The sequence below is a fragment of the Sphingomonas sp. FARSPH genome (assembly GCF_003355005.1).
Taxonomy (GTDB): Bacteria; Pseudomonadota; Alphaproteobacteria; order Sphingomonadales; family Sphingomonadaceae; genus Sphingomonas.
The window spans coordinates 2,851,114-2,876,597 of record NZ_CP029985.1; the positions used below are offsets into that span (position 1 = coordinate 2,851,114).

At 66.5% G+C, this 25,484-nt stretch carries 20 protein-coding genes and 2 pseudogenes; 6 read left to right on the forward strand and 16 right to left on the reverse strand.

From position 1 onward, the window contains the following. Nucleotides 1–70: 70 nt before the first annotated feature. The 6 genes from DM480_RS13535 to DM480_RS13560 are packed head-to-tail and all read right to left on the reverse strand — an operon-like array spanning nt 71 to nt 9,110. On the reverse strand, nt 71–1,948 hold the full coding sequence (locus DM480_RS13535) for an FAD-dependent monooxygenase (protein ID WP_198665838.1): 1,878 nt from the start codon (nt 1,946–1,948) through the stop codon (nt 71–73). Further along, nucleotides 1,945–3,489: an AMP-binding protein gene (locus tag DM480_RS13540; RefSeq protein WP_198665839.1), complete on the reverse strand. Its 1,545-nt coding sequence runs from the start codon at nt 3,487–3,489 to the stop codon at nt 1,945–1,947. Before DM480_RS13540 ends, DM480_RS13535 begins: the two co-directional genes overlap by 4 nt. Before the next feature lie 43 nt (nt 3,490–3,532). Next, a complete protein-coding gene (locus tag DM480_RS13545; protein WP_115379815.1) occupies nt 3,533–5,023 on the reverse strand; it encodes a bifunctional 3-(3-hydroxy-phenyl)propionate/3-hydroxycinnamic acid hydroxylase in 1,491 nt (496 codons plus the stop codon). Next, on the reverse strand, nt 5,020–5,862 hold the full coding sequence (locus DM480_RS13550) for a fumarylacetoacetate hydrolase family protein (protein WP_115379817.1): 843 nt from the start codon (nt 5,860–5,862) through the stop codon (nt 5,020–5,022). Before DM480_RS13550 ends, DM480_RS13545 begins: the two co-directional genes overlap by 4 nt. Next, on the reverse strand, nt 5,859–6,881 hold the full coding sequence (locus DM480_RS13555) for a VOC family protein (protein WP_232834008.1): 1,023 nt from the start codon (nt 6,879–6,881) through the stop codon (nt 5,859–5,861). The genes DM480_RS13550 and DM480_RS13555 overlap by 4 nt, the downstream gene beginning before the upstream one ends. A gap of 15 nt (nt 6,882–6,896) precedes the next feature. Further along, on the reverse strand, nt 6,897–9,110 hold the full coding sequence (locus DM480_RS13560; protein WP_198665840.1) for a TonB-dependent receptor: 2,214 nt from the start codon (nt 9,108–9,110) through the stop codon (nt 6,897–6,899). Nucleotides 9,111–9,284: 174 nt separating this feature from the next. On the opposite strand from DM480_RS13560, the gene DM480_RS13565 reads away from it, so the two are divergent. After that, complete coding sequence (locus DM480_RS13565; protein WP_115379821.1) at nt 9,285–10,226, forward strand: LysR family transcriptional regulator; 942 nt, start codon at nt 9,285–9,287, stop codon at nt 10,224–10,226. A gap of 395 nt (nt 10,227–10,621) precedes the next feature. Here DM480_RS13565 and DM480_RS13570 read toward each other — a convergent pair. From DM480_RS13570 to DM480_RS13595, 7 genes and pseudogenes are all read right to left on the reverse strand, one after another. Continuing rightward, nucleotides 10,622–10,897, reverse strand: a pseudogene (locus tag DM480_RS13570) (integrase core domain-containing protein); the annotation flags it as partial. Nucleotides 10,898–11,087: 190 nt separating this feature from the next. Then, complete coding sequence (locus DM480_RS13575) at nt 11,088–12,182, reverse strand: hypothetical protein (RefSeq protein WP_115379823.1); 1,095 nt, start codon at nt 12,180–12,182, stop codon at nt 11,088–11,090. A 233-nt stretch (nt 12,183–12,415) separates the two neighbouring features. Further along, nucleotides 12,416–12,580: a hypothetical protein gene (locus tag DM480_RS18135; protein ID WP_157968802.1), complete on the reverse strand. Its 165-nt coding sequence runs from the start codon at nt 12,578–12,580 to the stop codon at nt 12,416–12,418. Next, nucleotides 12,577–14,265, reverse strand: a complete 1,689-nt coding sequence (locus DM480_RS13580; protein WP_115379825.1) for a hypothetical protein — start codon at nt 14,263–14,265, stop codon at nt 12,577–12,579. Before DM480_RS13580 ends, DM480_RS18135 begins: the two co-directional genes overlap by 4 nt. A 40-nt stretch (nt 14,266–14,305) precedes the next feature. Continuing rightward, a complete protein-coding gene (locus DM480_RS13585; RefSeq protein WP_115379828.1) occupies nt 14,306–14,941 on the reverse strand; it encodes a hypothetical protein in 636 nt (211 codons plus the stop codon). Beyond that, on the reverse strand, nt 14,938–15,675 hold the full coding sequence (locus tag DM480_RS13590) for a hypothetical protein (RefSeq protein ID WP_125471541.1): 738 nt from the start codon (nt 15,673–15,675) through the stop codon (nt 14,938–14,940). Before DM480_RS13590 ends, DM480_RS13585 begins: the two co-directional genes overlap by 4 nt. Before the next feature lie 143 nt (nt 15,676–15,818). Continuing rightward, on the reverse strand, nt 15,819–16,361 hold the full coding sequence (locus tag DM480_RS13595) for a hypothetical protein (protein WP_115379832.1): 543 nt from the start codon (nt 16,359–16,361) through the stop codon (nt 15,819–15,821). A 375-nt stretch (nt 16,362–16,736) separates the two neighbouring features. Between DM480_RS13595 and DM480_RS13600 the strand changes: the two genes are divergently transcribed. The 4 genes from DM480_RS13600 to DM480_RS13615 all read left to right on the forward strand — a co-directional run bounded on the left by DM480_RS13600 (nt 16,737) and on the right by DM480_RS13615 (nt 20,561). Beyond that, nucleotides 16,737–18,728: a relaxase/mobilization nuclease domain-containing protein gene (locus tag DM480_RS13600; RefSeq protein WP_115379834.1), complete on the forward strand. Its 1,992-nt coding sequence runs from the start codon at nt 16,737–16,739 to the stop codon at nt 18,726–18,728. A gap of 201 nt (nt 18,729–18,929) precedes the next feature. Further along, on the forward strand, nt 18,930–19,586 hold the full coding sequence (locus tag DM480_RS13605) for a MobA/MobL family protein (RefSeq protein ID WP_115379836.1): 657 nt from the start codon (nt 18,930–18,932) through the stop codon (nt 19,584–19,586). Between the two features lie 79 nt (nt 19,587–19,665). After that, nucleotides 19,666–20,019 (forward strand): exonuclease domain-containing protein, encoded by a 354-nt coding sequence (locus DM480_RS13610; RefSeq protein WP_115379838.1) that lies wholly within the window; start codon nt 19,666–19,668, stop codon nt 20,017–20,019. Continuing rightward, nucleotides 20,013–20,561 carry a hypothetical protein gene (locus DM480_RS13615; protein ID WP_115379840.1) on the forward strand — a complete coding sequence of 183 codons (549 nt, stop codon included), beginning with the start codon at nt 20,013–20,015 and terminating at the stop codon, nt 20,559–20,561. The genes DM480_RS13610 and DM480_RS13615 overlap by 7 nt, the downstream gene beginning before the upstream one ends. Nucleotides 20,562–20,645: 84 nt before the next feature. Here the strand turns inward: DM480_RS13615 and DM480_RS13620 are convergent. The 3 genes and pseudogenes from DM480_RS13620 to DM480_RS13630 all read right to left on the reverse strand — a co-directional run. After that, nucleotides 20,646–21,093, reverse strand: a pseudogene (locus DM480_RS13620) (aldehyde dehydrogenase family protein); the annotation flags it as partial. 380 nt (nt 21,094–21,473) lie between these two features. After that, complete coding sequence (locus DM480_RS13625; protein ID WP_115379842.1) at nt 21,474–22,844, reverse strand: hypothetical protein; 1,371 nt, start codon at nt 22,842–22,844, stop codon at nt 21,474–21,476. Between the two features lie 252 nt (nt 22,845–23,096). Continuing rightward, entirely contained in the window at nt 23,097–24,113 is a 1,017-nt protein-coding gene (locus DM480_RS13630) for a LacI family DNA-binding transcriptional regulator (protein WP_115379844.1), read from the reverse strand. A gap of 183 nt (nt 24,114–24,296) precedes the next feature. Here DM480_RS13630 and recA point away from each other — a divergent pair, with 183 nt between their 5' ends. Next, complete coding sequence (gene recA, locus DM480_RS13635; RefSeq protein WP_115379847.1) at nt 24,297–25,370, forward strand: recombinase RecA; 1,074 nt, start codon at nt 24,297–24,299, stop codon at nt 25,368–25,370. Nucleotides 25,371–25,484: the final 114 nt, after the last annotated feature.

Here is a 25,484-nt window from a genome sequence, read left to right on the forward strand (position 1 = left end):
CTTGGGGCACGCTCAAGTCCGCTCTTGGGTCAACACAGCATTAGCAGCGACGCGGCCTCGCGGCGGGGCTTTAGTTTCGCCGCGCAACCGGGCCAACCATGGGCCGATTAGAGCGTTCGATGCGATGGTCACGCGTGTTCCCGCACGATGGGGCTGGGACATCGACAGCGGGGGCGCGCTCGCGGAACAGGATGGCGTCGACGACATGTTCGATCCCCGTGAGCAAATCTCCAGTACAATCCGCCGTTCGCCATGCGACGAATCCGTCGGGTCGGACAAGGATCGCGCCTTCCGGCCCAATCCCCCGCGCCTTGGCCCAGGCGAGACGCGGGTCGAACCAGTCGCCGTCCAGGTGGCCGATGCGCACAGCATCGATCGCAACGCCCATGGCCTCGCTCGCTCGCTGTGCCGCCTCGACCCACTCCTGGCCAAGCTCACCCGCGATGAGCAGGAAGCGGCCGTGTCCGATCAATGATCTGATCGGGCGGCGACGACCGGCATCATCGTCGATCCAGGCATGTGGCAGTGGTGCGCCCGGCCGCGTCATCGGGACGTAATCGCGCACCGAGTCGGCGAGTGTCGGTTCCGGGGATCCGTCGTCGATGACGGCCCCCGAGGCGTAGCGATAGCCGTATTCAATTGCGAGCTCCGACGCCTCCATGGAGAGTTCCCGGATCGCCCGGCGCGCTGCCTTCTTGTACGGGGCGTCGGCGGGATCGTCCGAGAAGAGGCGGTCGAGCTGGCCCCGGTTCGCGGCCTCGCCCGCCTCAAGCGACAGACCGAACGTCTCCGCCATGGCCAAGTGGGCCGCCGAATTCTGGAGACTGCGTTCGATATTGCGCGCGTCGACGGGCTTACGTTCCGCCTCGTAGCTGTCGAGCAGCTGGTCGCCGGCCTGCCCGTTCAGTACCGCGGCAAGCTTCCAGCACAAGTTGTGCGCGTCTTGGATCGCGCTGTTGAGGCCGAGCCCGCCGGTCGGCGGATGCCGGTGTGCGGCGTCGCCGACGAGGAACACCCGGCCGTCACGGAACCGTTCGGCGAGCACCCCCTCCACCTTCCAACGGGACAATTTGTGGATGTGCATAGGATGGTCGCCGATACCCAGCGCACCGCGCATCTGCGCCTCGACCTCGGCATCGCTCATCGACCACAGCATGTCGCCGGGGTAGCTCAGGTGATAGACCCACTCCTCGCTGTCGGGTCCCCAGCGCGTCGGCCCCATCGGCACCATTGCTGACAGCGTTGCGTGCGCGGGTGACCAGATCCAGCGGATCAGCACCTCGGGATCGCGCGCCCAGTTGGAGAAATCGGCGCTGACATGCACGGTCGCCGTCGTCGCGAGCACGCCCAGCCCCTGCATCGCGATGCCGAGCAGCCGCGAGACCGTCCGACCGCCGTCGGCGGCGATGACATAGCGCGCACGGATGCGATAATCGGTTTCGCTGTCGTGATCGCGAACACTGACTGTGACGCCGTCCGCGTCCTGCTCGATCGCCGTGACTTCGTGATGGAAGCGGATCGCGCCCGGCGCCAGCGCCTCGGCCCGCGCCTTCAGGATCGGCTCCAACCGGATTTGCGGCAGGTTCATCGATCGAAAGGCACTCGCCGCTGCCCAGAGCGGGTTCTCGCCGCCGCAGCCCCAGCTCTCGACCTTGGCGATGCAGCGCCCGTCACGCCCGTCGCCGCCGGCAAATCCCGCATACCAGCCCATCGCCTTCATATTGGCCGCGGGCGTGCTCACCGCCGCGATCGCATCGGCGACGCCCAGCTCATCAAGGATCTCCATCGTCCGCTGGTTGAGCACATGCGCCTTGGGCAGGACTGAGGTAGTCGGATAGGCACTGACGAGACGATGATCGACGCCGAGCGTTGAGAGCAGCATCGTCGCGGCAAGTCCTGCGCCGCCGCCGCCAATGACGAGGACGTCGGTGTGTTGGACATCGGTCACGATTTTGCCTCCATGTCTGCCAGCAACGTCTCGCGCAGCTGCGCCTTCGCGATCTTGCCCAGCGTCGCGCGGGGGAGCGCGTCGACGATCCGGACGAGATGCGGCCGTTTGAATGACGCTAGGTGCGCCGCGCACGCCATCTCGATCCGCGCGGGCAGGTCGTCAGGGATATCGGCGGCTGGCAAAACGAACGCTGCGGGCGCCTCGTCCAGCATCGCATGCGGCATCGCCACTACGGCGACCTCCGCCACGCCGGCCACCCGGGCGATGACGCTCTCGATCTCGGACGCCGCGACATTCTCGCCGCCGACCTTCAACATGTCCTTGCTGCGGTCGGCGAAGAAGAGCGAACCGTCCTCGTCCACGCGCACCCGGTCGCCGGTGATGAACAGGCCGTCGGGGCGGAATGCCCTGGCAGTGGCGGCAGGATCGTCGGCATATCCTAGGAACAACGACACGCCCGGCACGCCACCGACGAACAGGTCACCCGTCTCGCCTGCGCGGACCGGCGCGCCGTGCTGATCGAGGATATAGACGGCGTAGCCGGGTGCAGGCCGCCCCATCGACATCGGCGTATCCTCGCCGTCATGCGTCCCGACGATGCCGTGGGCGATCGTCTCCGTCATGCCCCACCAGCCCATCGTGCGAATGCCGAACCGGGCGTCGCTCAGCGGCGCGCAGACCGCGTTCGCCCACAGGCGATAGGCATGGTCTTCGGGAACGGGCTGGTCGAGGAGCGACCGCACGCAGAACGGAACGAGCGACGTGAAGGTCGCGCCATGCTCGACCGAGATCGGCCAGAACCGCGACGCCGAGAAGCGCGGCATCAGGACGATTGACGCGCCGGCCCAGAGCGCGGCAAGCACCGAATAGACCTGCGCATTGGTGTGGAAGAGCGGCAGGTGGACGAGTTGGACGTCACCGGCGCGCAGCCCCTCGTGCCATGCGCTCGATCGCGCGCCCCAGAGCGCATTGCCGTGCGTCCAGAGCACCGCCTTCGGTCGTGCGGTGGTGCCCGATGTGTACTGAATGCCGAACGGCGCCCAGGGATCGGGGGCACGGGGCGGCAGGATCGATGGGTCGGCGGCAAGGTCCTCGAACCGCTCATCGGCCGGTCGCGCGGTGGCGGCGGGTTCGCCCGCGTCGTGATCGGTCTGTACGATCCAGCCGAGCGACGGCGCAGCTGCGCGCACCATCGCGGCGAAGCGGGGCTGGGTGACGGCCCCCACCGCACGGCTATGCGCCGCGAAATAGGCAAGGTCAGTCGCTGTCGACCGGGCGTTCGTGGTGACGGGAACCACACCGGCATAGGCACTCCCCAGCCACGCGATCAGCCCCTCAGGACAATTCTCCAAGTGAATGAGGATGCGGTCGCCCGGCGCCACCCCGCGACGATGCAGACCGGCAGCAAAGCGCCGCACGGCATGAACGAACTCCGCAAAGCACCAGCGTCGTGCGGGACCCGCGAAGGGCGCCCAGGTCAGGAATGGCCGCTCGGCCTGAAGGCGGCCTTGCCGATCGAGCAGACTGCGGATGTCCATCCCCGTAAAGGGATGTATCGCGGACGGCGGTGTGGATGAACGATCATGCATCGACCGGCTCGCGCATCGCCGCACGCCACGCCGCTACCAGCGGTTCGGGCTCGCCGATGCCGAAGATCTGGCGATCGGGCCGCACCAGGACCGCCTCGGCAGCGTGGGCGTCGAGCCACGTGCCGAGCACATCGGCAAACGGGGCGAGCACCCGGTCGTCGAGCCGTACCGCGGTCAACCCGGCGGCGAACGGCAGCGGGCCTGCGCGGACGATCAGCCACGCGCCTTCGCCAAGCGCGTCGTCCAGCCGGCCACCCGCCGGGCAGAGCGGCTGGGGGAAATAGCGGCCGGCACCCGGGCTGCCGGCGAGGATGATCCCCGTGTTGATCGGTGCGTATTGGGGCGGCCCATCGCCGCCCTGCCCGGCGGCACGCGCGGCCAGCATCGTCGCGTCGCGTGCGGCGGCGGCGTCGGGATCGGTGATGCAGACCGTCTGTCCCATCATCATCGCCATCGCGATGATCGACCGGACGTTGGGCTCGCGTTCTGGTTGATAGGTGTCGAGCAGCGCGTCCGGCGCGGCGGTGTGGAGGATCGCGGCCAGCTTCCAGGCGAGGTTCGCCGCATCGCGGACGCCCGAGCAGAGCCCTTGCCCGGCAAAAGGCGGCATCCGGTGCGCGGCGTCGCCGGCGAGCAGGACGCGGCCGCGCCGCCACGCACGGGCGACCATGGCATTAAACCGGTAGACCGCCTTGCGCTCGATCTCGACCGCGCCCACGACATTCCAGGGCGCGAGCAGCGCCGCTATGCTGCCATCGCCGAGCAGCGTATCGACGTCTTCGCCCGGCTTCACCATGAATTCCCAGCGGTGCCGCCCAGCGCCCATCAGCACGCAGGTGGTCGGCCGCGCCGGATCGCAGATCTGGAGATTGACGTTCGGCAGGCGGGACGGATCGCGCACGATGGTGTCGACCACCATCCATGGCTCGTCGAAGCCGAGATCCTCCATCTCGACGCCGATCGCGGCGCGAACCGGCGAGCGTGCGCCGTCGCAGGCGACGAGATAGCGGGCGCGAATCGTGGCGCTGCCGCTGGGCGTGTCGAAACGGGCATCGACGCCGTCTACGCCCTCGGTAAGCGAGGCAAAGCACCAGCCGTCGCGTACCGGCACGCCGATGCGTGCCGCTTCCGCGCGGAGTGCCGCTTCGATTGAAGGCTGATGGATCATGTTGGCGATCGGCCAGCCGCCGTCACCGATCGCGTCGGATCCTTCGATCCGGAGCAGCACCTGGCCGTCGGCGGTGAGGAAGTCGTAGCGCGCCGTGGTGCGGCAGGCGTGGAGCACCGCGTCGGCAAGCCCAAGCTCCTGGAACACGCGGACGATCTGGTGGTCGATGTGCGCGGCCCGCGGCAACGGATACAGGCCCGCCTCTTTTTCGGCGACAATCACCGACAGGCCACGCCGCGCGAGGAGCAGCGCGAGCGTCAGCCCCGTCGGACCGGCTCCGACGATGACGATATCGCAATCGGGCGCCGCGCTCATGATTCGTTCGCCATCGCGGCCTCGATATGGCCGAGGGTGTCGATCTCGCAGCGGACGACATCGCCCGCCTTCAGAAACCGGCGCGGGTCCATCGCCGCGCCGACGCCGCCCGGCGTGCCGGTGAAGATCAGATCCCCGGGCTCAAGCGTCATCGCGGTCGAGAGATGTTCGATCTGTTGCCACAGGTCGAAGACGAGGTGCCGGGTATTCGACTGCTGGCGCAGCTCGCCGTTGACGAAGCAGCGCAGGTCGAGCGCGTGCGGATCGGGTACCGCGTCGGCGGTCGTCAGCCACGGCCCGATCGGCGCATGCGTGTCGAAGCTCTTGCCGAGCGACCATTGCGGCCCGGCGTGCTGCCACATCCGTTCGGTCACGTCGTTGCCCACGCAATAGCCGAAGACATGGTCGGCCGCGCGCTCGGCCGGGATATGCTTGCCGCGCCGGCCGATTACCGCGACCAGTTCGACCTCGTAATCGGGCGTCGCGGTGCCGCGCGCGATCAGGATCGGGTCATAGGGGCCGTTGATCGAGGTCTGTGCCTTCGTGAACCAGACCTGCCGCTGCGGTGTTTCCATCTTCGATTCCGCGATATGGTCGGCATAGTTGAGCCCGATCGCCCAGATCTTGCCGGGACGCTCTATCGGCGCCGCCAACTTCACCGAGGCAAGCGGCATCGCGTCGTCCGCCGCCGCCGCGCGCGCCTCCAGATCGGGCCGCAGGCGATCCCAGTCGGCGATCAGGTCGATCATCGTGCCGTCATGGCCGGTCGGGATGACGCGATCGTCGACGACGATCCCCGTCCGCAACCCGCCCGCGTGACGATAGGTAGCCAGTCTCATGCCGTCTTCTCCCGTTGGCGGAAGCGAAAGAGGCGTCGGGCGCGCACGTTCAGCGCCATCAGCCGGCCGATCGTGCGCGGGCTCGGCGCCAGCCGCCGCGCGAACATCGGATGCGGGGAGCCCCATTGTACCGACAGCAGATCGTCGACGGTGGCGACGTTCGATCCGTCGTCGGCGGTGAAGCGATCGCCGTCGGTCCAATGTTCTAGCTCGTGGCCCCAGGGATCCTTCCAATAATCGAAGATCTGGCTGCCGAGGATGTGGCGGCCGACGCCCCACGCCGCTTTGTGCTTTCGCGTGCGCAGATGATCGTGGCCCAGCATCAAATCGTTGAGACCCAGCACTTCGAACGCGGCATGGTTGAAGCCCGGCCCGCTCGGCAGTTGCGCGAGGAACAAGGTGTGATGGTCTGACGGTTGGTCGCCGCGGTCGCAGCGCATGAACGCGCCCATCGCGACGCCGCTCGATGCCTCGATCTCGTCGGAGGTGATGAACCCGAAGCGCGCCTTGTACCAATTCTCCGACCTGCGGAAGTCGGCGACATTGAGGACGCAATGGCCGAGGCGGAATATGTGCGACGGGCCGGGCGTGGTGCGCACCGCGCGGCGGGATCGGAGGAAATCGGCGGCCGAGTTGAACGGCCATTCGGGCTCTGGGGGAGGCGGGCTCTCCCACGCCTGACCGGCAACGATCTCGACCAGATTACCGTCGGGATCACGCAGGCTGACGACGTGCCCGCCGCCCGGCGCCTGAAAGGGCTCCACGGTTACGCCCTCGGCCGCGGCGAGGCGGGCCAGATCCTTGATGCTCGCCGCCCGCAGGCCCAGCCCCGCGAACCCGGGCTCGCCCGGCCCGGTCGCATGGAGAAACGGTGCGCCGTTCAGTCCGCGCGCATAGAGGACGCCGGCGTCCTCGAACGTCGACAGGCCGAAGTCCTGGAGGAATGCCGCCATGCACGGCAGATCGGGTGCGGTGAAGCGGACATGGGCGATGTCCTCGACACGGATGAGGGGCTCCACGAGCGATCCTTTCGGTCAGTAGCGGACGCTGAACTGCAACGTGATCGTCGTCGGCCGCTCCGACACGGCATTGTAATTGCCGGCGGGCAGGAACGGCGTCGGGAACACGAAGGCGGCGCTGTTGTCGTTGGCGAGGTTGCGGCCGATCAGCCGCAGCTCCCAGCGCTTATCCACCGCGCCCACCGCGACGCTCGCGTTTATCGGCGTGAACGGCGCGCTGACCGGCACCGCCGGATCATTCTGCGACGTGCGGCTGGAGCGATGGTCGACTGAGGCATCGACGCCGAGCTGCAGCCCGCGGCCGATCGCCGATTGATAGCTGATCCCGGCGCTGCCCTGGAGTTCGGGCGACAGCGGAATGCGCGCGTCGGTCTGCCGGTCTCGGACGTGCGCATAGGTTCCGTTGGCGAACAGCCGCAGGCCCGTGAGCGGCGACCACCAGCTCTCGATCTCGAAGCCGCGGCTGCGCAGATTCTGATTGGTGATGTCGAAGCTGACACCGTTGAAGGTCACCGTTTGGAACCCGTCGACATCGGTATTGAACACCGAAAGATTGAGCAGCCAGCGCCGCCCGGCGTCCTGCAACTTCACGCCCGCTTCGAGCGTTCGGGCGCGCTCGCTCGAATATTCGGCGCGGTCGAGGAGAGTGGTGTTGGACGCAAAGCCGCCGCTCTTCGTCCCCTTGCCATATGAGACGTAAAGCATCGCGTCGCGGGTCAGGTCGAACTGCACGCCGCCCGAATAATCGAGATTGTTCTCGCGCCGGTCGCGGCCAAAGCTGGCGTAGGGCGGGCTTGCGACGATCGAGTAGAAGCCGGGCATCGTCGCGACCCGGCCGAGAACCACCGACTTGTTTTCGTGGGTGTAGCGCAACCCACCTTCCAGCCGCAGCCGGTCGGTGACCCGATAGGTCGATTGACCGAACACCGACTCCGTTTTGGTGCTCTGGTCGAAATCGGTGCGCGACGTCCCCGTCAGGAGCACGCCCGGAACAGGGCCGAACGGATAGTTGGCGGCGATCGTCGTCTGGTTGAAGAGGTGGTTGTCGATGTAGAGCGCACCGATGACGTAATCGAGCGGCCGCGATGCCGGCGACACCAGCCGCACCTCCTGCGAGAATTGCCTGGACCGTTCGAGCACCGACCGCGTCGCCCAGTTTCCGGCTTGCCCATCGGCATCGAAATCGTTGGCGTCGTGATACCGCGAATAGCCGGTGATCGAGGTGAGTGTGTATTCCCCGAGCTTCAGATTGGCGGTCAGGCCATAACGATCGTTCAGCAACCGCTCGGCTTGCTCTCCGCCGGGCACGCCGAAATAGGTTGCGTTGCGCCGGTCGAGCTGCGTGTCGAGCGTGCCCGGAAAGCCGCCAAGCTGCTGCAGCAGCGGCGCGAGCGGCGGTGCCGAAGAGATCGCGATGAACTCGGTCGGGTTACCCCGGACACGCGTGAGGTCGTGTTGCGCCAGCGCGGTGACGTCCAGTGTCGATGTCGGCTTCCAAACAGCGATGCCGCGGATCGCGTCGTCATGGGTCCGCGGGTTCCGATCGTCGTTGATGACGTTGTAGACCCAGCCGCCATCGTAGCTGCTCTGCCCGGACACCCGCACGCGCAGCGTGTCGCTCAGGGGCACGTCGACGCCGCCGCCGAACACCCGCGACCCCAGCTTGAAATCATAGGCGGTGCGCGCATCGATCTCGAAGGTTGATCCCGGCTTGCGTGTGATGAGGTTGATCGCACCGAGGCTCGTGTTCTTGCCGAGTAGCGCCGCTTGCGTGCCGCGGATCACCTCGATCCGTTCGACGTCGAACAGCGATCCTGCGAACTCGCGGGCGCGCGGTGCGTAGATTCCGTCGACGAACAGGCTGACCGAGCTGTCGAATGACGGCGCGCCTGGAGCCGAACCGAGGCCGCGGATCGTGACGCCCGCCTCGGCACCCGCGGGTGGCTTGGCGATGGTGACACCGGGCGCGATCGACGGCAAATCGGCGATCGAGGCGAGGCCGGTCTTGGCGATCGCCTCGGGCGTGACGACGCCGATCGAGATCGGTATGCGCTGCGCTGTCTCGTCGCGGCGGCGCGCGGTGACGACGATGTCGCCCTTGTCTACGGCGGGCGCATCGGCCGCGGCGGGAGTCGAGGCCTGATCCTGCGCCTGAGCAACGCTCGCGGTAAGCGCCGCGGCGCTGCCGGCGAGTAACATCGTCGAAATGCGACGGACCGATGGCGTCACAGCTTCCTCCCCACTGGCTGGCCGGTTCCATGCCGGCTTTAGTTCGCTCCGCCGCGGATGGTGCGGGCGCCGGTCTGGATGCGCTGTTGCGGTCCTTTCGAGAAACGAAGATGCGTGACGGCTTGCATCACGCTGCGTGATGGTTAGCTTTACCTGATCAGGGGAGGACATCCAATGAGCAGGGCGGTTGAAGGTCGGCTACGCACGATCAACCTCAATATGCTGCCTGTGCTGCACGCCGTTTTGAAGCATCGCAATCTCACGCGCGCCGCCGACGAGCTCAATCTCACGCAATCCGCCGTCAGCAACATCCTGAAGCGACTCCGCGACCATTTTGGCGACGAATTGCTGGTGCGGGACGGCCGCGGTTTCCGGCTGACCGACCGCGCACAGCGGCTGCTCGATCCACTCGACACAGCCTTGCGCACCTTGGGCGAAGTGGTTGCGCGTGACCCGTTCGAGCCGGGGACCGCCTCGCGCCATTTCCGGATCGCCACGGCCGATCACCTCGCAGCCACCATGCTTCCACAGATCGCAGTGATGCTGGCGGACGAGGCGCCGAACGTCACGGTTCAGATGGTAACGGCGAGCGGTCGTTCCGCTGAACGGTTGTTGGCCGAGGAAATCGACCTGATCCTCTCACCGGTGCAGATCGTGCGAGCGCTGATGCAAACATCGCAGCGGCTGCGGGCGGGGCTCATGACCGAGGACCTGCTGGTCGAGCCCTTCGTGTGCATCGCACGCGACGACGAAGGATCAAGCGACACGATCGACTATGCCGACCGGCCGCATGCCACGTTCGCGCTCGAGGTCGACTTCGCCGCCAGCCTTGAACAGACGTCGCTCGACGAGCGGGGTGAGGCGCAGTTCAACAGAGTGATGAGCTCCAATTTCACGATCCTGCCGCTCATCGTGGCAACTTCGAACTGCGTAGCGCTCGTGCCGCGCGGCGTCGCCAGGCTGGCCGCCCGATCCCTGCCGCTTCGCATCCTTTCCCCGCCCATACCCGTGCCCGACCTCGAAATGGTCGCGATCTGGAGCCGACGCCGCACGACCGACCCAGCCTTGCTCTGGCTCCGCCGCCTGATGCGCCGCGCCGCGGAGCATACTCGCTAGCTCCGCATGGCAGCGGCTATGAGCGCGCGCGAACTAGATTTACGAATGACTGAAGCTGGAACGGCCGGGATGCAGCCTGGATGTCTAATTGTGGGGCTCTCCCGTCACGGCCCGATGCTGGAGCGAAGATTCCCCGATGTTGGGCTGAGGCTCACCATTTGAGCGCGCTGCTCTCGGAAAAACTTGGCTCGCTCAATGAGCCCGCCCGCTCGCAGACTACACGATCACATGCTCGCCTCTTGGCCGGGCCGTTTACTCGCCGAGCGCGTCGAGGTCGGACAGCGCATTCCTCGGAAGCATCAGCAATTCTGCCGCAAGGTTCTCCGCGAGATGTGCGACGATGCACCGCACACGGAGCGGATTCTGATCTGGCCCCCGTTCGCGGAGCGGACTTGAGCGGTTGCTGAACCCAGAGCGCGATGCTCGCGACGAACGCATTTTGAGTCCCGAACGGGGATGATTGTTGTAGTCCTCGATCCATCCCGCAAGCGCTGTCAACGCGGTGCGCCCATCGGGAGCGGTGAGACGCGGACATAATCACGTTTGATGGGATGCACGAAGGCTTCGAAGATGCCGTTGGACTTTGGGCTACGGACACCCGTGAAACGGGGTTTGAACTCGAGCTGCCCGGCAAATGTCCGTGTTTCGCGAGCGATATAGGCCGAGCCCGACAGCTGCCTATCGGGAGCGCTAGTGGCGCGATGTAAGGGCGCCGGCACTTGACCCCGTCCAGGGCAGCGCCCCTAGTTTTGCCGCTACCCGGACGACGACCGAGAAGGTGCGCGTGGTTTGCGCCAGCGCGGTGGCCAGCGCGAGCGTGCCCCGTGGCTTCGACCAGCCCGGCCGGGAACCTTGGCTGCATCACCGGGGCTCGCTGAGCGGTCCCGTCGGGAGCGTGGCGAACGTCGGCTCGCCGGTTCCCGTCTGGATCCGGACCTGCACGTCGCCCACTGCGTTCCGCACGGCGGGCGTCCCGACGAGTTTGGCGAGACGCTCCCGGGCGCGCCGGATGCCGGGCCACGGGTCAGCGGCAGGTCGGCCAGGCGTTCCGGCGAGCCGGCCGCTCTGGAAGCGAAAGAGCATGATCTGGCTGTCGTTCTGGGCGATCAGCCAGGCGCGGTTACCGGTCGGCGGCATCCAGGGCGCGCACCGGTCGTAGAAAGTCGTGACCCCTTTCCGGGCATGCCACAGCCCGAAGCCGGCCGGAGGGCCTCGCGCGTCGTCGACGTCGAAGCCGACCATGAGCCGGTCGTTGCCATCGGCCGCCGTCAGGTCCCTGATCCGCTCCACACCCTCCAGGGTCGTCTTGAAGTCGGCCCCAATCAGGAGACCGCTCACCTCCCGGTCGTGGAGCCTCCCGGTGAGCGCGACCGTGTGTCGCATCATGTTCGCGCGGGCTTCGGGATCGGAGCTGGCCAGCAGCTCCAGCCTGAACTCCGGGTCGAGCGCCTTGTCCTCGATCATGTCCGCGATTTCGCGCGGCTGCTGGTGCGCCTCGGCCGCTCCCGCCTCCGTGCGCAGCCGCTCGGCTGCGCGTGCGAAGCCGCCGTTCAAGTCGCCGGCTGGCGAACCGTCATGCGCCGTCAGCCCTTCCTCTCCAAGTTCGAAGTGGCGGCTGCCGTCGCGTGAGGCGATGAGGAGTGGCGCTTGCCCATCCGCGGTCCAGAACGCGCAGTCGGGCTCCACGTCAAAGCGGCGCTCGACGTGCCCCGTCAGGCGGAGGACAATAAGCCGCTGCGGCCCGAGCCACACCGCCTGCTCGGGCATTTCGAGGTAAAGCAGGCCGCCGGTCGTCTCGAGTGCCATCGACAGCAGGGCGGCGGTCTGCGCCTCGTCACTGATCGTGCCGCCGCAGATGACGCGGAACGCGTCTGGGCTTGGGCGTGCACCGGGCGTGTCGAGCAGCCGCATCGTCGCCTCCGCGTATCGGAGGTGTGGATCGTTGATCATCTTCATATCTGACCTGCCTTCCTGTCCGGGAGGGATAGCCGCGGGTATGGCATCGCCGCCCCCGGAGCCGTGCCGCCCGACCTCGCCTCAACCGAAACCCGTTGTCCGCCCCGTCGTTGGCGGAGCTGCTCCCAGGGGGACTGTACCTGCGGATCGAGGCCGTTCTGCTCGATCGTCAGCCTGGCGACCGGCGGTCCGAGCATTTCGAGATGTAGCCGCTCTGGAGGATCGCGCATGTGTCACGACCATTGGCGGGCCTTGCCCGCCGTCCTGATCGCCGCCTGCAGGTGGATGGCGTCGGCGAGCAGCCCCGCCTTCTCGTAGCGGTCGGCGGCTGCCTGAAGCCGGGCCGAGTGTTCCTCCCGGACTTGCCGCCGAAGCTCCTCACTTGTGCGGCGGCTCACGGTCTGGAACCGCCTATATGGGACGTCGCGGCAAGGCCGTTCTTGCCATGGCCGTAGCCGGCGCGCCTGGTGATGCCGAGCCGCCGGCGGATGCTCGGCTTCTTCTCGAGCTGCTGGATAGCATGGGCGATCTGAGGGTTGCCGCTGATCGGCCCGATGGCGCAGGCCAAGTCGCAGACGACCCGTACGGTCTCCGCGGACCAGGACAGCTGAGCGAACCGGGGTCCGAACGCGCGACGCAGGATGCCGAGTGACTGCCGCATCATGGTGCGGTGCCTCGCGTGCGGGGCGCGGTGGAGCCGCCCGCCACGGCGGATATCGATGAACATGCGCCAGAACGCCGCGTCCCGGGTCGGCGTCAGCCACATGGTGGGATCGAACCGGGCTCCGGAGCCGCCACCCAGGCGCTGCGGCAGATGGAGATTGGCCATGCGAAGGGCGATTTTGCGGTTGTGGTCGAGGAGGATGTCAGCGCCGGCGAACTTGCGCGAGCCCTCGATGTAGCTCGTCGCGGCGGCAACCAACGCTGCCTGCGCCGCCGGATCGGCGCTCGCGCGGATGGCGGAGGCGAGCGTGACCAGCTGCGGCCGGGTCGAAGTTGGGGCGCGACCCGCAGGGCGCGGGAGGTTTGGTACACGCCTCGTGGGGTAGGTGTCGCGCACACCGTCCAGCGCGATCAGCGGCAACACGGCGTTGGTCTGGCCGTACCAGCGAAACAGATTGTGGTCGCGCAACATGGGGCGCTTCCGCTCGTGCGAGGGGCCTGCCCGATGAGCATCCGACGCGGGTGGCAACGGCGGCAATGCGAACACCTTGGCCATAACCTCGCGCACTTGGGTATGATCGCCGAAGGTGCTGGCCGGCCCCGGGATTGCACCCCGGGCGGCCGCCCAGAGCGGATAGCCGGCGGGCAGGCCGGCGATCTGGCTCGTGGAGCGGTCGAACAGGAGATCGCTCACCGCGCCCGATGAGAAGCAGGCATAGTCCAGCCAGCGGTAAATCTCGTGCAGATCGCCAGGTTTGAACCATGATGACAGCGGCGCTTCCGACCGCAGCGCATCGAGAAAGTCGGGCCGGCCGATGATCGCGCGAGCGCGAGCGAGGTGCCGCATGACGAGATGCGCGCGTTCGAGCTCGGCAAGGATCATGAACCCGTGGACGAGTTCGTGCCGGAACGGGCTACGCTCGACAACCAGCCGCAGTCTCGGCCAATGCCGGCAGGCAAGCGCGAACTCATTGCTGAGCAGCAGCGTCCAAGCCTGGGGACATTCCGCGCGCATCGCTGCGGTTGCGTCGAACAGCCAGGCCGGCGTGAACCGGAACAGGTCCATCAGCGCGTCGTCGCATGCCGGATCCAGTCCGGTGATCTGCTCGACATAGGCGAAATAGTCTGCGATCGTCAGCGGCAGCCGGAAAGGCTGGCGAGCATCGGCGGTGTCGCCGTGCGCCTGGGCGAGCGGCGAGAAGCACAGTTTGACGTACCGCCCCCCGGTCTGCACCGGCCAGCCGTTGACCCCGGGCTCGCCCGGATAGTCGAGGCCCGCCACCAGATACCGCCTGATCCGCCGGGCGAGCAGCGGCGTGATCGAAGCTGGCGCGACGATATCGGCACGGCCGTTCAGCCGGTCCAGCAACCGGTGACGGAGGATCAACGCCTCGATTTCGGTGATGACGATGCTCTTCATCGACCAGTTCTAGGCGGGAGGGGCATTTTCGCCAAACCGCCTATTTCCAGATCAGGATCACGACGCCGAGGATCACGATCTCGACCGTCATGAGCGCGGCCAGGATCGCAAACCCGCCGAGCTTCATGCCGATGAGCTCGCTCAGCTGCTGGCGGTAATCGGGCATGGCCTGCTCGTGGGCGAACGATACCGCGCGCATGAACTGCTGGGAGAGCGCCTTGCCGGCACCATCACCGGTCAGGCGCTTGTACAGCTGGTAGGTCGCCCTGGCGTCCGATGCCGTCTTCTCGAGATCTTCCTTAACAACGCGGATCTCGCCCATAGCGGATCGCATCTCGCCGACATAATAGCCCATCAGCTCCACGTTCTTGGTCAGGACCTTCTCGAACAGATCCCGGTTGCGGGTCAGCGTCTGGTCCACGTGCGTACTGCTCTGCCGGGTGGCGGCCAGGAGGGCCGCGCTACCCGCATCGGCGATCTCGATGATCCGCAGGAAACGATCGAACGCGAACGCGAACACCTTGAGCAGGGCGACCAGGAAGAACACCGTGCTGTCCCTCTCGAGCGCCTCCTCCCGCGAATATTCGAGCACGGCCAGATACTCATCGTCGGTGATGAGCTGCCGCAGCAGCGCGTCGGACGTCTTGCGGCGCTCGCCGCTGCCGGGCGCGCTCACGCGACGGTCCAGGCGAAATCGGCGTCGATGCCGAGCACGTCGCGGATGAGATCGAGCTGGCCGGCCCAGGCGTTGAGCCACTTGCGGACCGAGAGCTGTTCATCGAGCGCCAGAAGCGGCGAGGTCAGCGCCTCGGCGAACGGCACCTTGAGCGCCTCGGCGCGCGCCAGCACCTTCGGGGTGAGCGTCGGCATGTCGAGCACCACGCCGCCCCTTTCCGCCAGCATCGCCTTGGAGCGACCGCTCACGACCTGCCCGAACTTGTCGCAGAACGCGGCCGACTCCCAGAGCACATAGTCATTGGGCTTGTAGCCCAGCATGCTGCGCACGACGACGTAGCTGGCGCGGTCCCCGAACATCGCGATCGCGTCGGGCACCGCGGCGATCGACGCGAGGTGCGGCGTGATCGGAATCATCACGACGAGGTCGCGGCCGGCATCGGCATTGGCTTGGGCGAAGTCGCCGGCATCGAGGTTCTCGGTCAGCGCGCGAAACGTGTTGAGCGAGGCGGCCGGTCCGTCGAGTATAAGGAAGCGATCCTCGATCTGGGTGAGCGGCAGCAGTCGGCCGCGCTGGTCGGGATCGAACAGGTCGATCGCCGGCACGCCATGCTCGAGCGACTGCTCCTCCCGGATGGTGCCGTCGAAATTACGTTCGCCCATCTTGCTGATGGTCGTGCCCGTGGAGCCGTCGAGATCGACCAGCACGGTGGTGAACGCGCCGTCGGCGCTCATCCGCAACAAGGTCGCGGTGGCGATGGTGAGATGGCTGCCGCCGACCCCACCCTTGTTCTTGATGCTGAGGATGGTTCGCCGGAGCCGGCGGTTCGGGGTTGTTACGTTGGCATAATTCATGATTTCGTTCCCGGTTCGGATGCTCACACCCGATTGGGCGGTAGGGTGGTCGGGTTGTTTCGGAAGGTTCGCCCCGGCATCGATGGCGCCGGCGCGGCCGTCGACGACGGGGGCGGCGCACGGGGCGCCGCGTCGGTCGAGACTGAAGCGGGGGGTATCGCCGCAGGCATGTCGTCCGCCGCGGTTGTGACGGCGGCGTCGGGAAGTGGTTCGGGCGGGATGGTGGTTGCTGCCCTGTCGTGTTTGCGCTGCGTCGGGCGCTCTTGCGCCGGCGCAGCCGAGTTCGTCTTACGGGCGGAGAGCGGGCCCATGAGCCCCTCGTCGCGCAGCCGCTTGCGATAGGACCGCAGCGTCGCCGCATCGATGGGATATCCGGCTTCGGCCAGCACCCTGGCGATCATGGGATCGGTCCAGCCGAGCCGGGCGCGGACGTCGATGAAGCTGACGAGCGACCGCATCGCGTCCATCAGGGACGGACGTGCCTGCGGTGGCGAATGCGCGTCTGCCGCCAGCAGTTTCGTCACGTCGGCGGCGAGCTTCGCGCCATCAAGGCTCTTGCGCGGCATCTTGTGCTCCGTGGTTCGACGGAGCCACCCATCGCCGAACAGGCAGCGCGAAACTTGGGACATTCTAAAATTTTCATGTCGCGCTAGGCGCGGCGGTGCGTCGCTATCCGACACCACATTCTGAGTTGCCGCTTCACCTTATGTCGCGTGACGATGCGACGCGTGACGGCCTGTCATGCATTGCTACGTCGTGCCCGCAGTTGCTTTCAGCAGGGTAGGTTTTTGACACAGGATGCGGGTTCGCGTGGCCGCGAACCCGGGTCGATCCGGTTGCTCCGCCTGCTGACGCAGGTCTCGCAACCGTGATCGCGACGATGTCGCGGATATTGGGCGGATCGCTTGGCTTAGGTCGGGGCGCTGCCGATATGGTCGTGCATGATCATCAAGCTCATCGAGACGAAGGCGAAGACGAAGGAGGCAGATCGGCGCGCGCGCTATCTGACGCGCTATCTGGCGACCGCCGACCGCAGGTGGCTCGGCCTCGAGGCGCCAGCCCTCGATCACGGCCTGACCTTGTCGACCTATATGTCGCGCCAACCAGAACCGACGCTCCCAACCGGCGAGCGCGTACTTTTCAAAGGGGCAGCGATCAACGGCACAGCGCAGGCTTGGGACAACGGCGTAACCGAAATCGAGCGGCGGCTGGCAAAGCGATCCGCCAAGATCAAGAAGCCGGTTCGTCATGGGGTACTGTCTCTTCGCGAGGGCGAACGCCTGACAGAAGATCAATGTATTGAAGCCGTCGCGACGCTCGCGGCCGAGCTGCGCTGCGAGCCATCGGCGATCCTCTGGGCCGCGCACGGCGACACCGACAATTTCCACCTCCACATCATGTTCGTGACGGTCGATGCGGAAACGGGCGAAGCCGTCCCGTTCGGTCGCGGACCGAAGGGTCATGCGCAATGGAAGGAGGCGATGCAGCGCGCCATCGCGCGCATCGAATATGAGCAGAAGCTCCAGGCGGAGGCGGGTGGGCGCTACGAGGTCCGCAACGGTCATGTTGTTCGACGCGCCGAGCCATCGGCGGCCGCCCGGAGCGCGGCACCGGCGCCCGCTCGCAAGCGGACGCCGCTTCGCCGCGAGGTGCTGGCGTTCGAGGAACAGTCGGGGTTCATGTCGTTTACTCGGCATGCTCAGGAGGCCGCCGGGCCGATCCTCGATGCAGCCACCTCCTGGCCGGACCTGCATCGCGATCTTGCGGCACACGGCATCGGCATCCGAAGCAAGGACAATGGCGGCGAGCTCTACGCGGGAGCTGATCACGTCAAGCTCAGCAAGATCGACCGGCGGCACAGTTGGACCCAGCTGGTCAAGCCCGATCGGCTCGGACCCTATACTGAGCCGGCCGGGGTGGAACTGGTGCCTTACGACCCTCCCATCCTGGATGCGGCCAAGGCTGCCGCCTGGCTGAAGCGGTGCAATACAGAGCAGGCGATCGGCGCCGCGATCGACCGGCGGGTCGCGGCGCTGATCGCTGCTCGCGAAGCCGCGCTTGCCGAAATGCGGGCGAGCATCGCCGCGCACCGCGACGATCTGGCCGGGTTCGATGCCGACCCGCGGCTACGGCGCGACATCGCAGCCGCATGGCCGCGGCTCGGCGCTGACACCATCGCGTCCCTCGGCGCGGCCTTCGACGCGCGGATCGCCGCAGTGCGCGTCCTCCGCCGCGCGGTTGCGGGCGCCGACGATCTAGACGCCATCGATCTCGACTGCATCGGCGCACTCGACGGCGGTATCGCTGCGCCATGGTATGGGGAACGTGGCGCGCCGCCGGTCGCCGTGATCCAAGGCTACGAGGCTGAGCGCCGGGATGACGTCGTTCGCTACTGGCGCGAGGGCGACACGGCGCGATCCGGACAGCCCGCAATGGTCGATGCCGGCGCCATTATCTGGGTCAACGACGGATCAGATGAGACGATCGCTGCGGCGTTACGGCTTGCCGCGGAACGCTATGGCCGCGTCGCCGTGTTCGGCGACCGGGCTTACCTTGCGCGCTGCGCCGCCGTGGCGGGCGAACTCGGCGTCGAGATGACGACCATCACACCAGCCGAGGCCATTCGGCGGACCAAGACCGTATCGGGGCGTCACGAGACGCGCGTCAAAGCGCTCGCGACAGCGAAGGCGCGTCAGAACGAGGACCTGCGGCAATGGGCACGCGCTTATGCACGGGCAACTCCTGGCAAGGTCGCGGAGCCAGAGGAGAGGCGGAGGGCGCCGCCCATGTTGCGCCACCTCGCTGGGCACGAGACCGTCCCGACGGTGCAGGCGCTACATGCTGAGGTGGGCCAGCAGGCTCGCCCAGATGTACCAAAAGCCGGCAGACAATCCCGCAGGGAGTGGCAGCGAGATGCTGGCGGCATCGAATAACGGAGGTTGTCCCAACCCCGGCCACGTCTGTGACCGGCGTGGAAAAGCGCTCCATGCGCAGCTCTTGAACAGCAGGGCAGGAAGAAGGATGGAGTGAGCCAGAAGGCAGATGGAAAAATGCTCTTGAAGCATTGATCCGAGCCTGACGGCTCCGCGCGTCCGCGGCTGCGGACGCGCGATCTCCGTCCCAAGGACTGCCTCATGACCGATACGATCACCGCCTTGCGTCCGCGCGGGGTCCTGCCGGAACGCGCACGCCCACCGTTCAACGCCCGACCCGTCTGTGCCGCGGGGCGCGACAGCCGCTCCAGCGAAGGGCCGTACGCGACCCACTACACCGCGACCGCGTCTTGGTGCTACATCAACCGGCTCCCCGGAAGCGACAGGTTCGGCAAGGTACCGGATGGCTATCTGGACCGTGGCGACCTGGTGGCTAGCGGTCGCTGTCACCCGCAGAACAAGATCCCGAACGAACTCAGGAGCGGTGACCAGCTGTGGCGCGATGCCGATGATGCCGCCGCCCTGGAAGGCCCGCGCGCCATCTCGGCGACTCACATCGTCGCCGACCTGCCAATGGCCGAACCCGAGCGCTGGACATGGTTGGTCGAAACCTACGCCTACCGGCATCTGGTCGACAAGGGGATGATCGCCGACTGGTCGATCCATGGCCGCAAGGCTGCCGACGGCGCCTGGACCGGCCATCCGCACGTCCACATCCTTGCGACCGCCCGGTTCTGGCGACCCAACGGCCGCGTGGGCTCGCACCAGTGGCAGTGGCTCGCCAATGCCGACCAGATCCGCGCCGCCGAGGACGGCTGGCTGCGGCTGACGGGCTTGCGCCCGGCGCTCGCCGCCTGATCAACCCGAATCCTCTCGGATCATACTGACGCCCGTCGCCGACCCCGGCGGCGGGCGTTTCCTCTACAAGGAACACGAGATGTCCTTCTACGAACTGGACCCGAAGCGCCCCGGCGAGCCGCTTGCGTGCGAACTCGAGCGCTTTGCCGATTACCGCGTGCTGCGCCGCCTGCCGCAGCCCGATGAGCTCTGGTGCCGCTCGATGCCGGTGCCGACGAACGTGATGAAGCTCGCCGTGATCGACGTCGAAACCACCGGGCTGGACCCTGCGCGGCATAAGATCATCGAACTGGCGATCGGCACGATCAGCATCGATATGGCGCAGGGCGACCTGGTCGATGTGTCGCCGCCGCGCTCCTGGCTGGAAGACCCGGCCGAGGACCTGTCGATCGAGATCGAACGGCTGACCCGCATAACCTCAGGGGCATGCTGATCGGGCAGTGGATCCGGGACGTGGAGGTGGAGCAGGTGCTCGATGGCGTTCACGCTGTAGTTGCCCACAACGTCCGGTTCGACAGGGCGTTCGTGACGAAGCGGCTGCCGGTGTTCGCCGACCTGCCCTGGGCCTGCTCCATGCGGGAGGTCGATTGGGCGGAGCATGGGCTCGGCGGGGGGCGCAGCGTCGCGGGGCTGCTGACGCAGGCCGGGTTCTTCCTGCCCGACGCGCATCGTGCAGCGGCCGACGTCTGGGCGACCACCTGCCTGCTGGCGATGACGGCGAGCGATGGTCGCGCCATCGCCGCGCATCTAGTTGAGACCGCGCAGCGTCCGACCCAACGCCTCTGGGCCAACCGGGCGCCGTTCGGATGCAAGGACGTGCTCAAGGCCGCAGGTTATAGCTGGTCACCTGAACGACGCGCATGGTGGATCGAACGTGAGGCCGAGACGGTAGATCACGAGGCCGTGTGGCTGAAAGAGCTAAGCAACGCCGTCCAACCCGACGTAGAGCGGATCGACTGGTACAATCGCCATTAAGCCCACGTCGCGGCGGAACCGATGTATGCGGAACCACGGCGCCAGCGCCTGGCCCTGAACTTTATCGTCGGTTCGAACCGGCGGTTATGATCTTACCCCGTCGTGGGCACGAAGGCGTCCTGCACCTGGCTCGGGCCGCCGTCCTGCGCGTTGCTTGGCAAGGCGGACCCGTTCGGCCGAAAGCTGGGTTAGGGTCTTTACCTTGGCCCAGAAGTGCACACCCTTTTTGCCGTGCTGGTTGACATCGCCGAACGCCGACCGCTTGCAGGCAACAAAAGGTATCATGAGGCGATCGGCACCGGGACCGGGATGCGCATACCGACCATGCCGATGTTCAGCCGCGGGGCGAACTCGTGGGCGGCGGGGCCGTTGCGGGTGAACATGACGACCTCGTTGCCATACTGGTGCCCGCTAGGCAGGCGAAGCGCAGTCTCGAAGTTGAGCGCGCGGAGGATCTGGAGGCCGAGGCCGAAGATCTCCTCCTGAGAAGACTTCATTCGCGGCTCATCCGGTCGAACAGCGACGGGCCGATAAGAAGCATTATTCATGATTGTACGGAGCACGAAATTGTACGGAGCACGAACGCTCGAAGCTACGGCGGCGGCAAGGGCCGGTTCGCTCAGTCAATAGGTTTCCGGTCAAAAGCCGACGCGCCGCTGAGCCGTGGACGGCGGCCGAGCTCCGCTAGGGAGGTCGGCACCCCATGCACGTTCAGTGAGACAGGCAAATACGCCAGCTATTCGAGTGCCCATGTCTGTCCGCCGTGGGGCACCAGCATCTGAGCGGGTTACGGGTCAATCTGCCCGGCGAGATATCGGCGCGCGGATTGTCTGTCTGTTGATAGGATCGCCGCCATAGGGACGTGCTTCGGCCGGCGGTCCGGTGCATGACGATAAGCGCATCGCCGTCGCGTCACCCGGTCGGCGCGGTCACGGCCGCAAGTGCGGCAAGATAGGCGGCATAATCGGCTGGCGGCCCGGAGACGAAGGTGTGGGGCAGGGGGATCAGCGCCGTATTACAGACGAACATCGGCGCCGGCCCGGAACAATAATAGACCGCCGCGACATTCCCGCTGGCATCGCTGAACGCGAACGGCTGGTAATGGACGATCAGGTTTGTCGGGCTGTTCCACTGGATGGGAAGCTGGATGATCGACGTGCCGACGCTGCCTGCTTGCGGATCCTCGTTGGGCCAACCCTGCGATATGCCCGACGGCCACACGGGCTCGACCATATTGCCCCATGCGGCCATGTTGATCGGGTAGGGAAAGGGGGCGGAACTATACCATGAGGGACCGCTGGCATATTTGGGCGCGATGTCGCCCTGACCGGCCGGCACCTCGACGCACCAGAAGTCCGTGAAGTCGGTGGTAAGCGGCTGGGCGATGGTGTCGATCAGGTTCTGGACGTACGGATCGAGCGCTGCGGGGTCGCTGACGGTCGCATAGACCTGCCCCATCTTCTGCAACTGGGCATAAATGTTGGCGGCATGCGTGCCGAGCTGCGGTTCCTGCGAGGTCCCGGACCACGCCGAGATCAGGAACGCCAGTCCCTGCAGCTGGATCGCGATCATCGCCTTCATGTTCGGCATCACCGTCGCGCTCAGCGTTCCGTTCAGCACCTGCGGGAAGTCGGTGAGCACCCGCGCATAGCGCACATGCTTGACGCCGGAGTTCCAGGGGCGCGGGTCGGGCTGGGGCTGTTTCGCGGTCGCCCACTTGGTGATGGCGTTGTTGACCAGATCGGCCTGGTAGGCGATGATCCCCTTCATTTCCCCCGTGCCGAACAACTGGTCGTGGATGTTCAGCATCGCCGCAGAGACGTCGTCGACGCTCTGCGTATCTGTCAGCAGGTCGAATACGGTCTTGATCGCCTGTTGCTGCACGTTCTTGTCGGTTGAGGCCAGCCCGGCGATCGCATCGGCAAACGTCACGTAATTCTGGATCACCAGATTCTTCTGGACGACATAGGCCTGCATCGCGGCCTGCAATTCGGCATCCTGTAGATCGGCCGTCAGGGTCGTCAGCGCCGTTTTCACCTCGGCGATTCCCTGCTGGATGATCGACATGTCCTGATTGATCTGGCTGCTCAAATTGTCGAGCTGGGTGCTGATCGCGTTGAAATAGGCGGTATAGTCGGGCGTGCCTGAGCCCAGGCCGAGAAAGTCCAGGATAGGCCCCCCGATTGCCTCCCCGACAACGGTGTCGAACACCGCCGTGCCGACTTCCGACGCGAGCTTGGTGGCGATTCCGGCCTCTCCGGATGGTGCTGGCGCCGCGGTCATGATGGATCTCCTGGCATAATGTGCAGCGTTGCCGGCAAAAGCACGCCCCCGGCCGCCAGTGATGCGGATCGTCGTTTCCGCACGCAAGCAGTTTGATCGAGCCGGCATCCGATCAACCGCATCTGCCGATCAACCGCATCTGCACGCACTGCTGCAAGGGGCGTGGCGTTCGTGGCATGCGTGGCGGGGCCAATCCCCGGTTTGCCGGGCCGACAGGCGGAGCCTGCGCCGGGTCGCCGGTCGGCACGCCGCTCAGGCGCTGTCGCGCACGATCAGCTTTGGCGTCATCGTCAGCGACGGCACGTCTTCGCCCGCGATACGCGCGAACAGCGCGTCCAGCATCGCCGCCGCACCCGTCGCCAGATCCTGGCGCACCGTGGTCAGGCCGACACGCGCCTGGCTGGCGAAAGGCAGATCGTCGAACCCCGTCACCGCGATATCGCCCGGCACGCGCGATCCGCGTGCCTCCAGCGCCGCCACCGTCGCCATGGCGATGACGTCCGACGCCGCCGCGATGCCGTCGATCGCCGTGCCCGCACGGTCGAGATTGGCGGCGATCTCATCCGCCATGATGTCGGAGGCGAGATGCGTGTCGAGCTGGAGCGGGGAGGGCAGCCCCGCCGCCGCCGCCGCCGCGCACAGGCCGCGATGCCGCTCGATCAGCTCCAGCGAGCGTACTTCGCCCATGAACGCCAGGCGCCGACACCCGCGCGCGATCAGCCGCTCTCCGGCCAGTCGGCCGCCATGGAAATTGTCGACGCCGACCGCGCAATGCGCCTGCCCGGGCAGCGTGCTGCCCCAGACGACGAGCGGGCGATAATGCCGCGCCACTGCCTCGATCACCGCGACCTGGTCCGACTGGCCGATCAGCAGCACCCCGTCGAGCAGGCCGGACAGGACGATATCGTCCAGCCATGCGTCGCTGTCGGGCACGACGCGCGACAGCATGACGTCATAGCCGCGCTCCGTGATGCCGTCCGCCAGATGGCCGAGCAGTGCCATGAAGAACGGATCGGACAGATGCTGGCGACGCTCGTGCCCCAGTGGCACGGCGATACCGATCACACCGGTCCGCTGCGTCCGCAACCGTCGCGCCATCAGGTTCGGGCGGAACCCGTGTTCGGCGGCGATGTCGATGATCCGCTGCCGCGTCTGGTCGTTGACGAGCGGGCTGCCCGCCAGCGCACGCGACACGGTGCCGGGGTTCACCCCGGCCAGCCGCGCGACGTCCTTCAGGGTACGGATGGGACGATTGGCCGCCTCGGTCATCGCCGTTGCATAGGCGCCTTATGCGTCCGACAAAAGCCGGAACCGCGGGAAAGCCGCAGCCCATCCGACAGGCCCGCGCCGGGACCAAAGTTCTTCTCTTGTTCTATTGGAACGAACGGTGTACACGACGTGGTAACCGCGTTGCCCTGGGCTAACGCATGGCTTAAGCGAGGGAGCTTCCCAATGGCCGCCAATCTGAAAGTGATCGACTCCGGCATGGCTAGTGCAAACGCAGACCGTCAGAAGGCGCTCGACGCCGCCCTCGCGCAGATCGACCGCGCCTTCGGCAAGGGCTCGGCGATGAAGCTGGGGCAAAAGGAAGCGATGCAGGTCGAGGCGATTTCTACGGGCTCGCTCGGGCTCGACATTGCGCTTGGCGTCGGCGGCCTGCCGCGCGGTCGCGTGATCGAGGTCTATGGCCCCGAATCGTCCGGCAAGACGACGCTGGCGCTCCACGTCATCGCGGAGGCGCAGAAGAACGGCGGCACCGCCGCCTTCGTCGATGCCGAACACGCGCTCGATCCCGTCTATGCCAAGAAGCTGGGCGTCAACATCGACGAACTGATCGTGTCGCAGCCCGATACGGGCGAACAGGCACTGGAGATCACCGATACGCTGGTGCGCTCGAACGCCATCGACGTGCTCGTCGTCGATTCGGTCGCCGCGCTCGTGCCGCGCGCGGAAATCGAGGGCGAGATGGGCGACAGCCACGTCGGCCTGCAGGCGCGTCTGATGTCGCAGTCGTTGCGCAAGCTCACCGGCTCGATCAGCCGCTCGCGCTGCATGGTGATCTTCATCAACCAGCTGCGCATGAAGATCGGCGTGATGTACGGCAATCCGGAAACGACGACGGGCGGCAACGCGCTCAAATTCTACGCCTCCGTCCGTCTCGACATCCGCCGCACCGGCGCGATCAAGGACCGTGACGAGGTCACTGGCAACGCGACCCGCGTCAAGGTGGTCAAGAACAAGGTCGCGCCGCCGTTCAAGCAGGTCGAATTCGACATCATGTATGGCGAAGGCATCTCGAAGATCGGCGAGATCCTCGATCTTGGCGTCAAGGCGGGCCTCGTCGAAAAGTCGGGCGCGTGGTTCAGCTACGATAGCACGCGCATCGGGCAGGGTCGGGAGAATGCGAAGAATTTCCTGCGCGAGAACCCCGACATGGCCGATCGCCTCGAACGCGCGATCCGTCAGCGGACCGAAAAGGTCGCGGAGGAAATGATGACCGGCCCGGATGCGGACGACGATCTTTGATGGTCACGCGCCGCCTCGGTGATGGACATGGGGCTCGCCGGCGACGGCGGGCCCCTTTTGCTTAGGGAGCGTTTTTTCGACGATGACGTGCCGTCCACTTCGTCCACTTCCGGG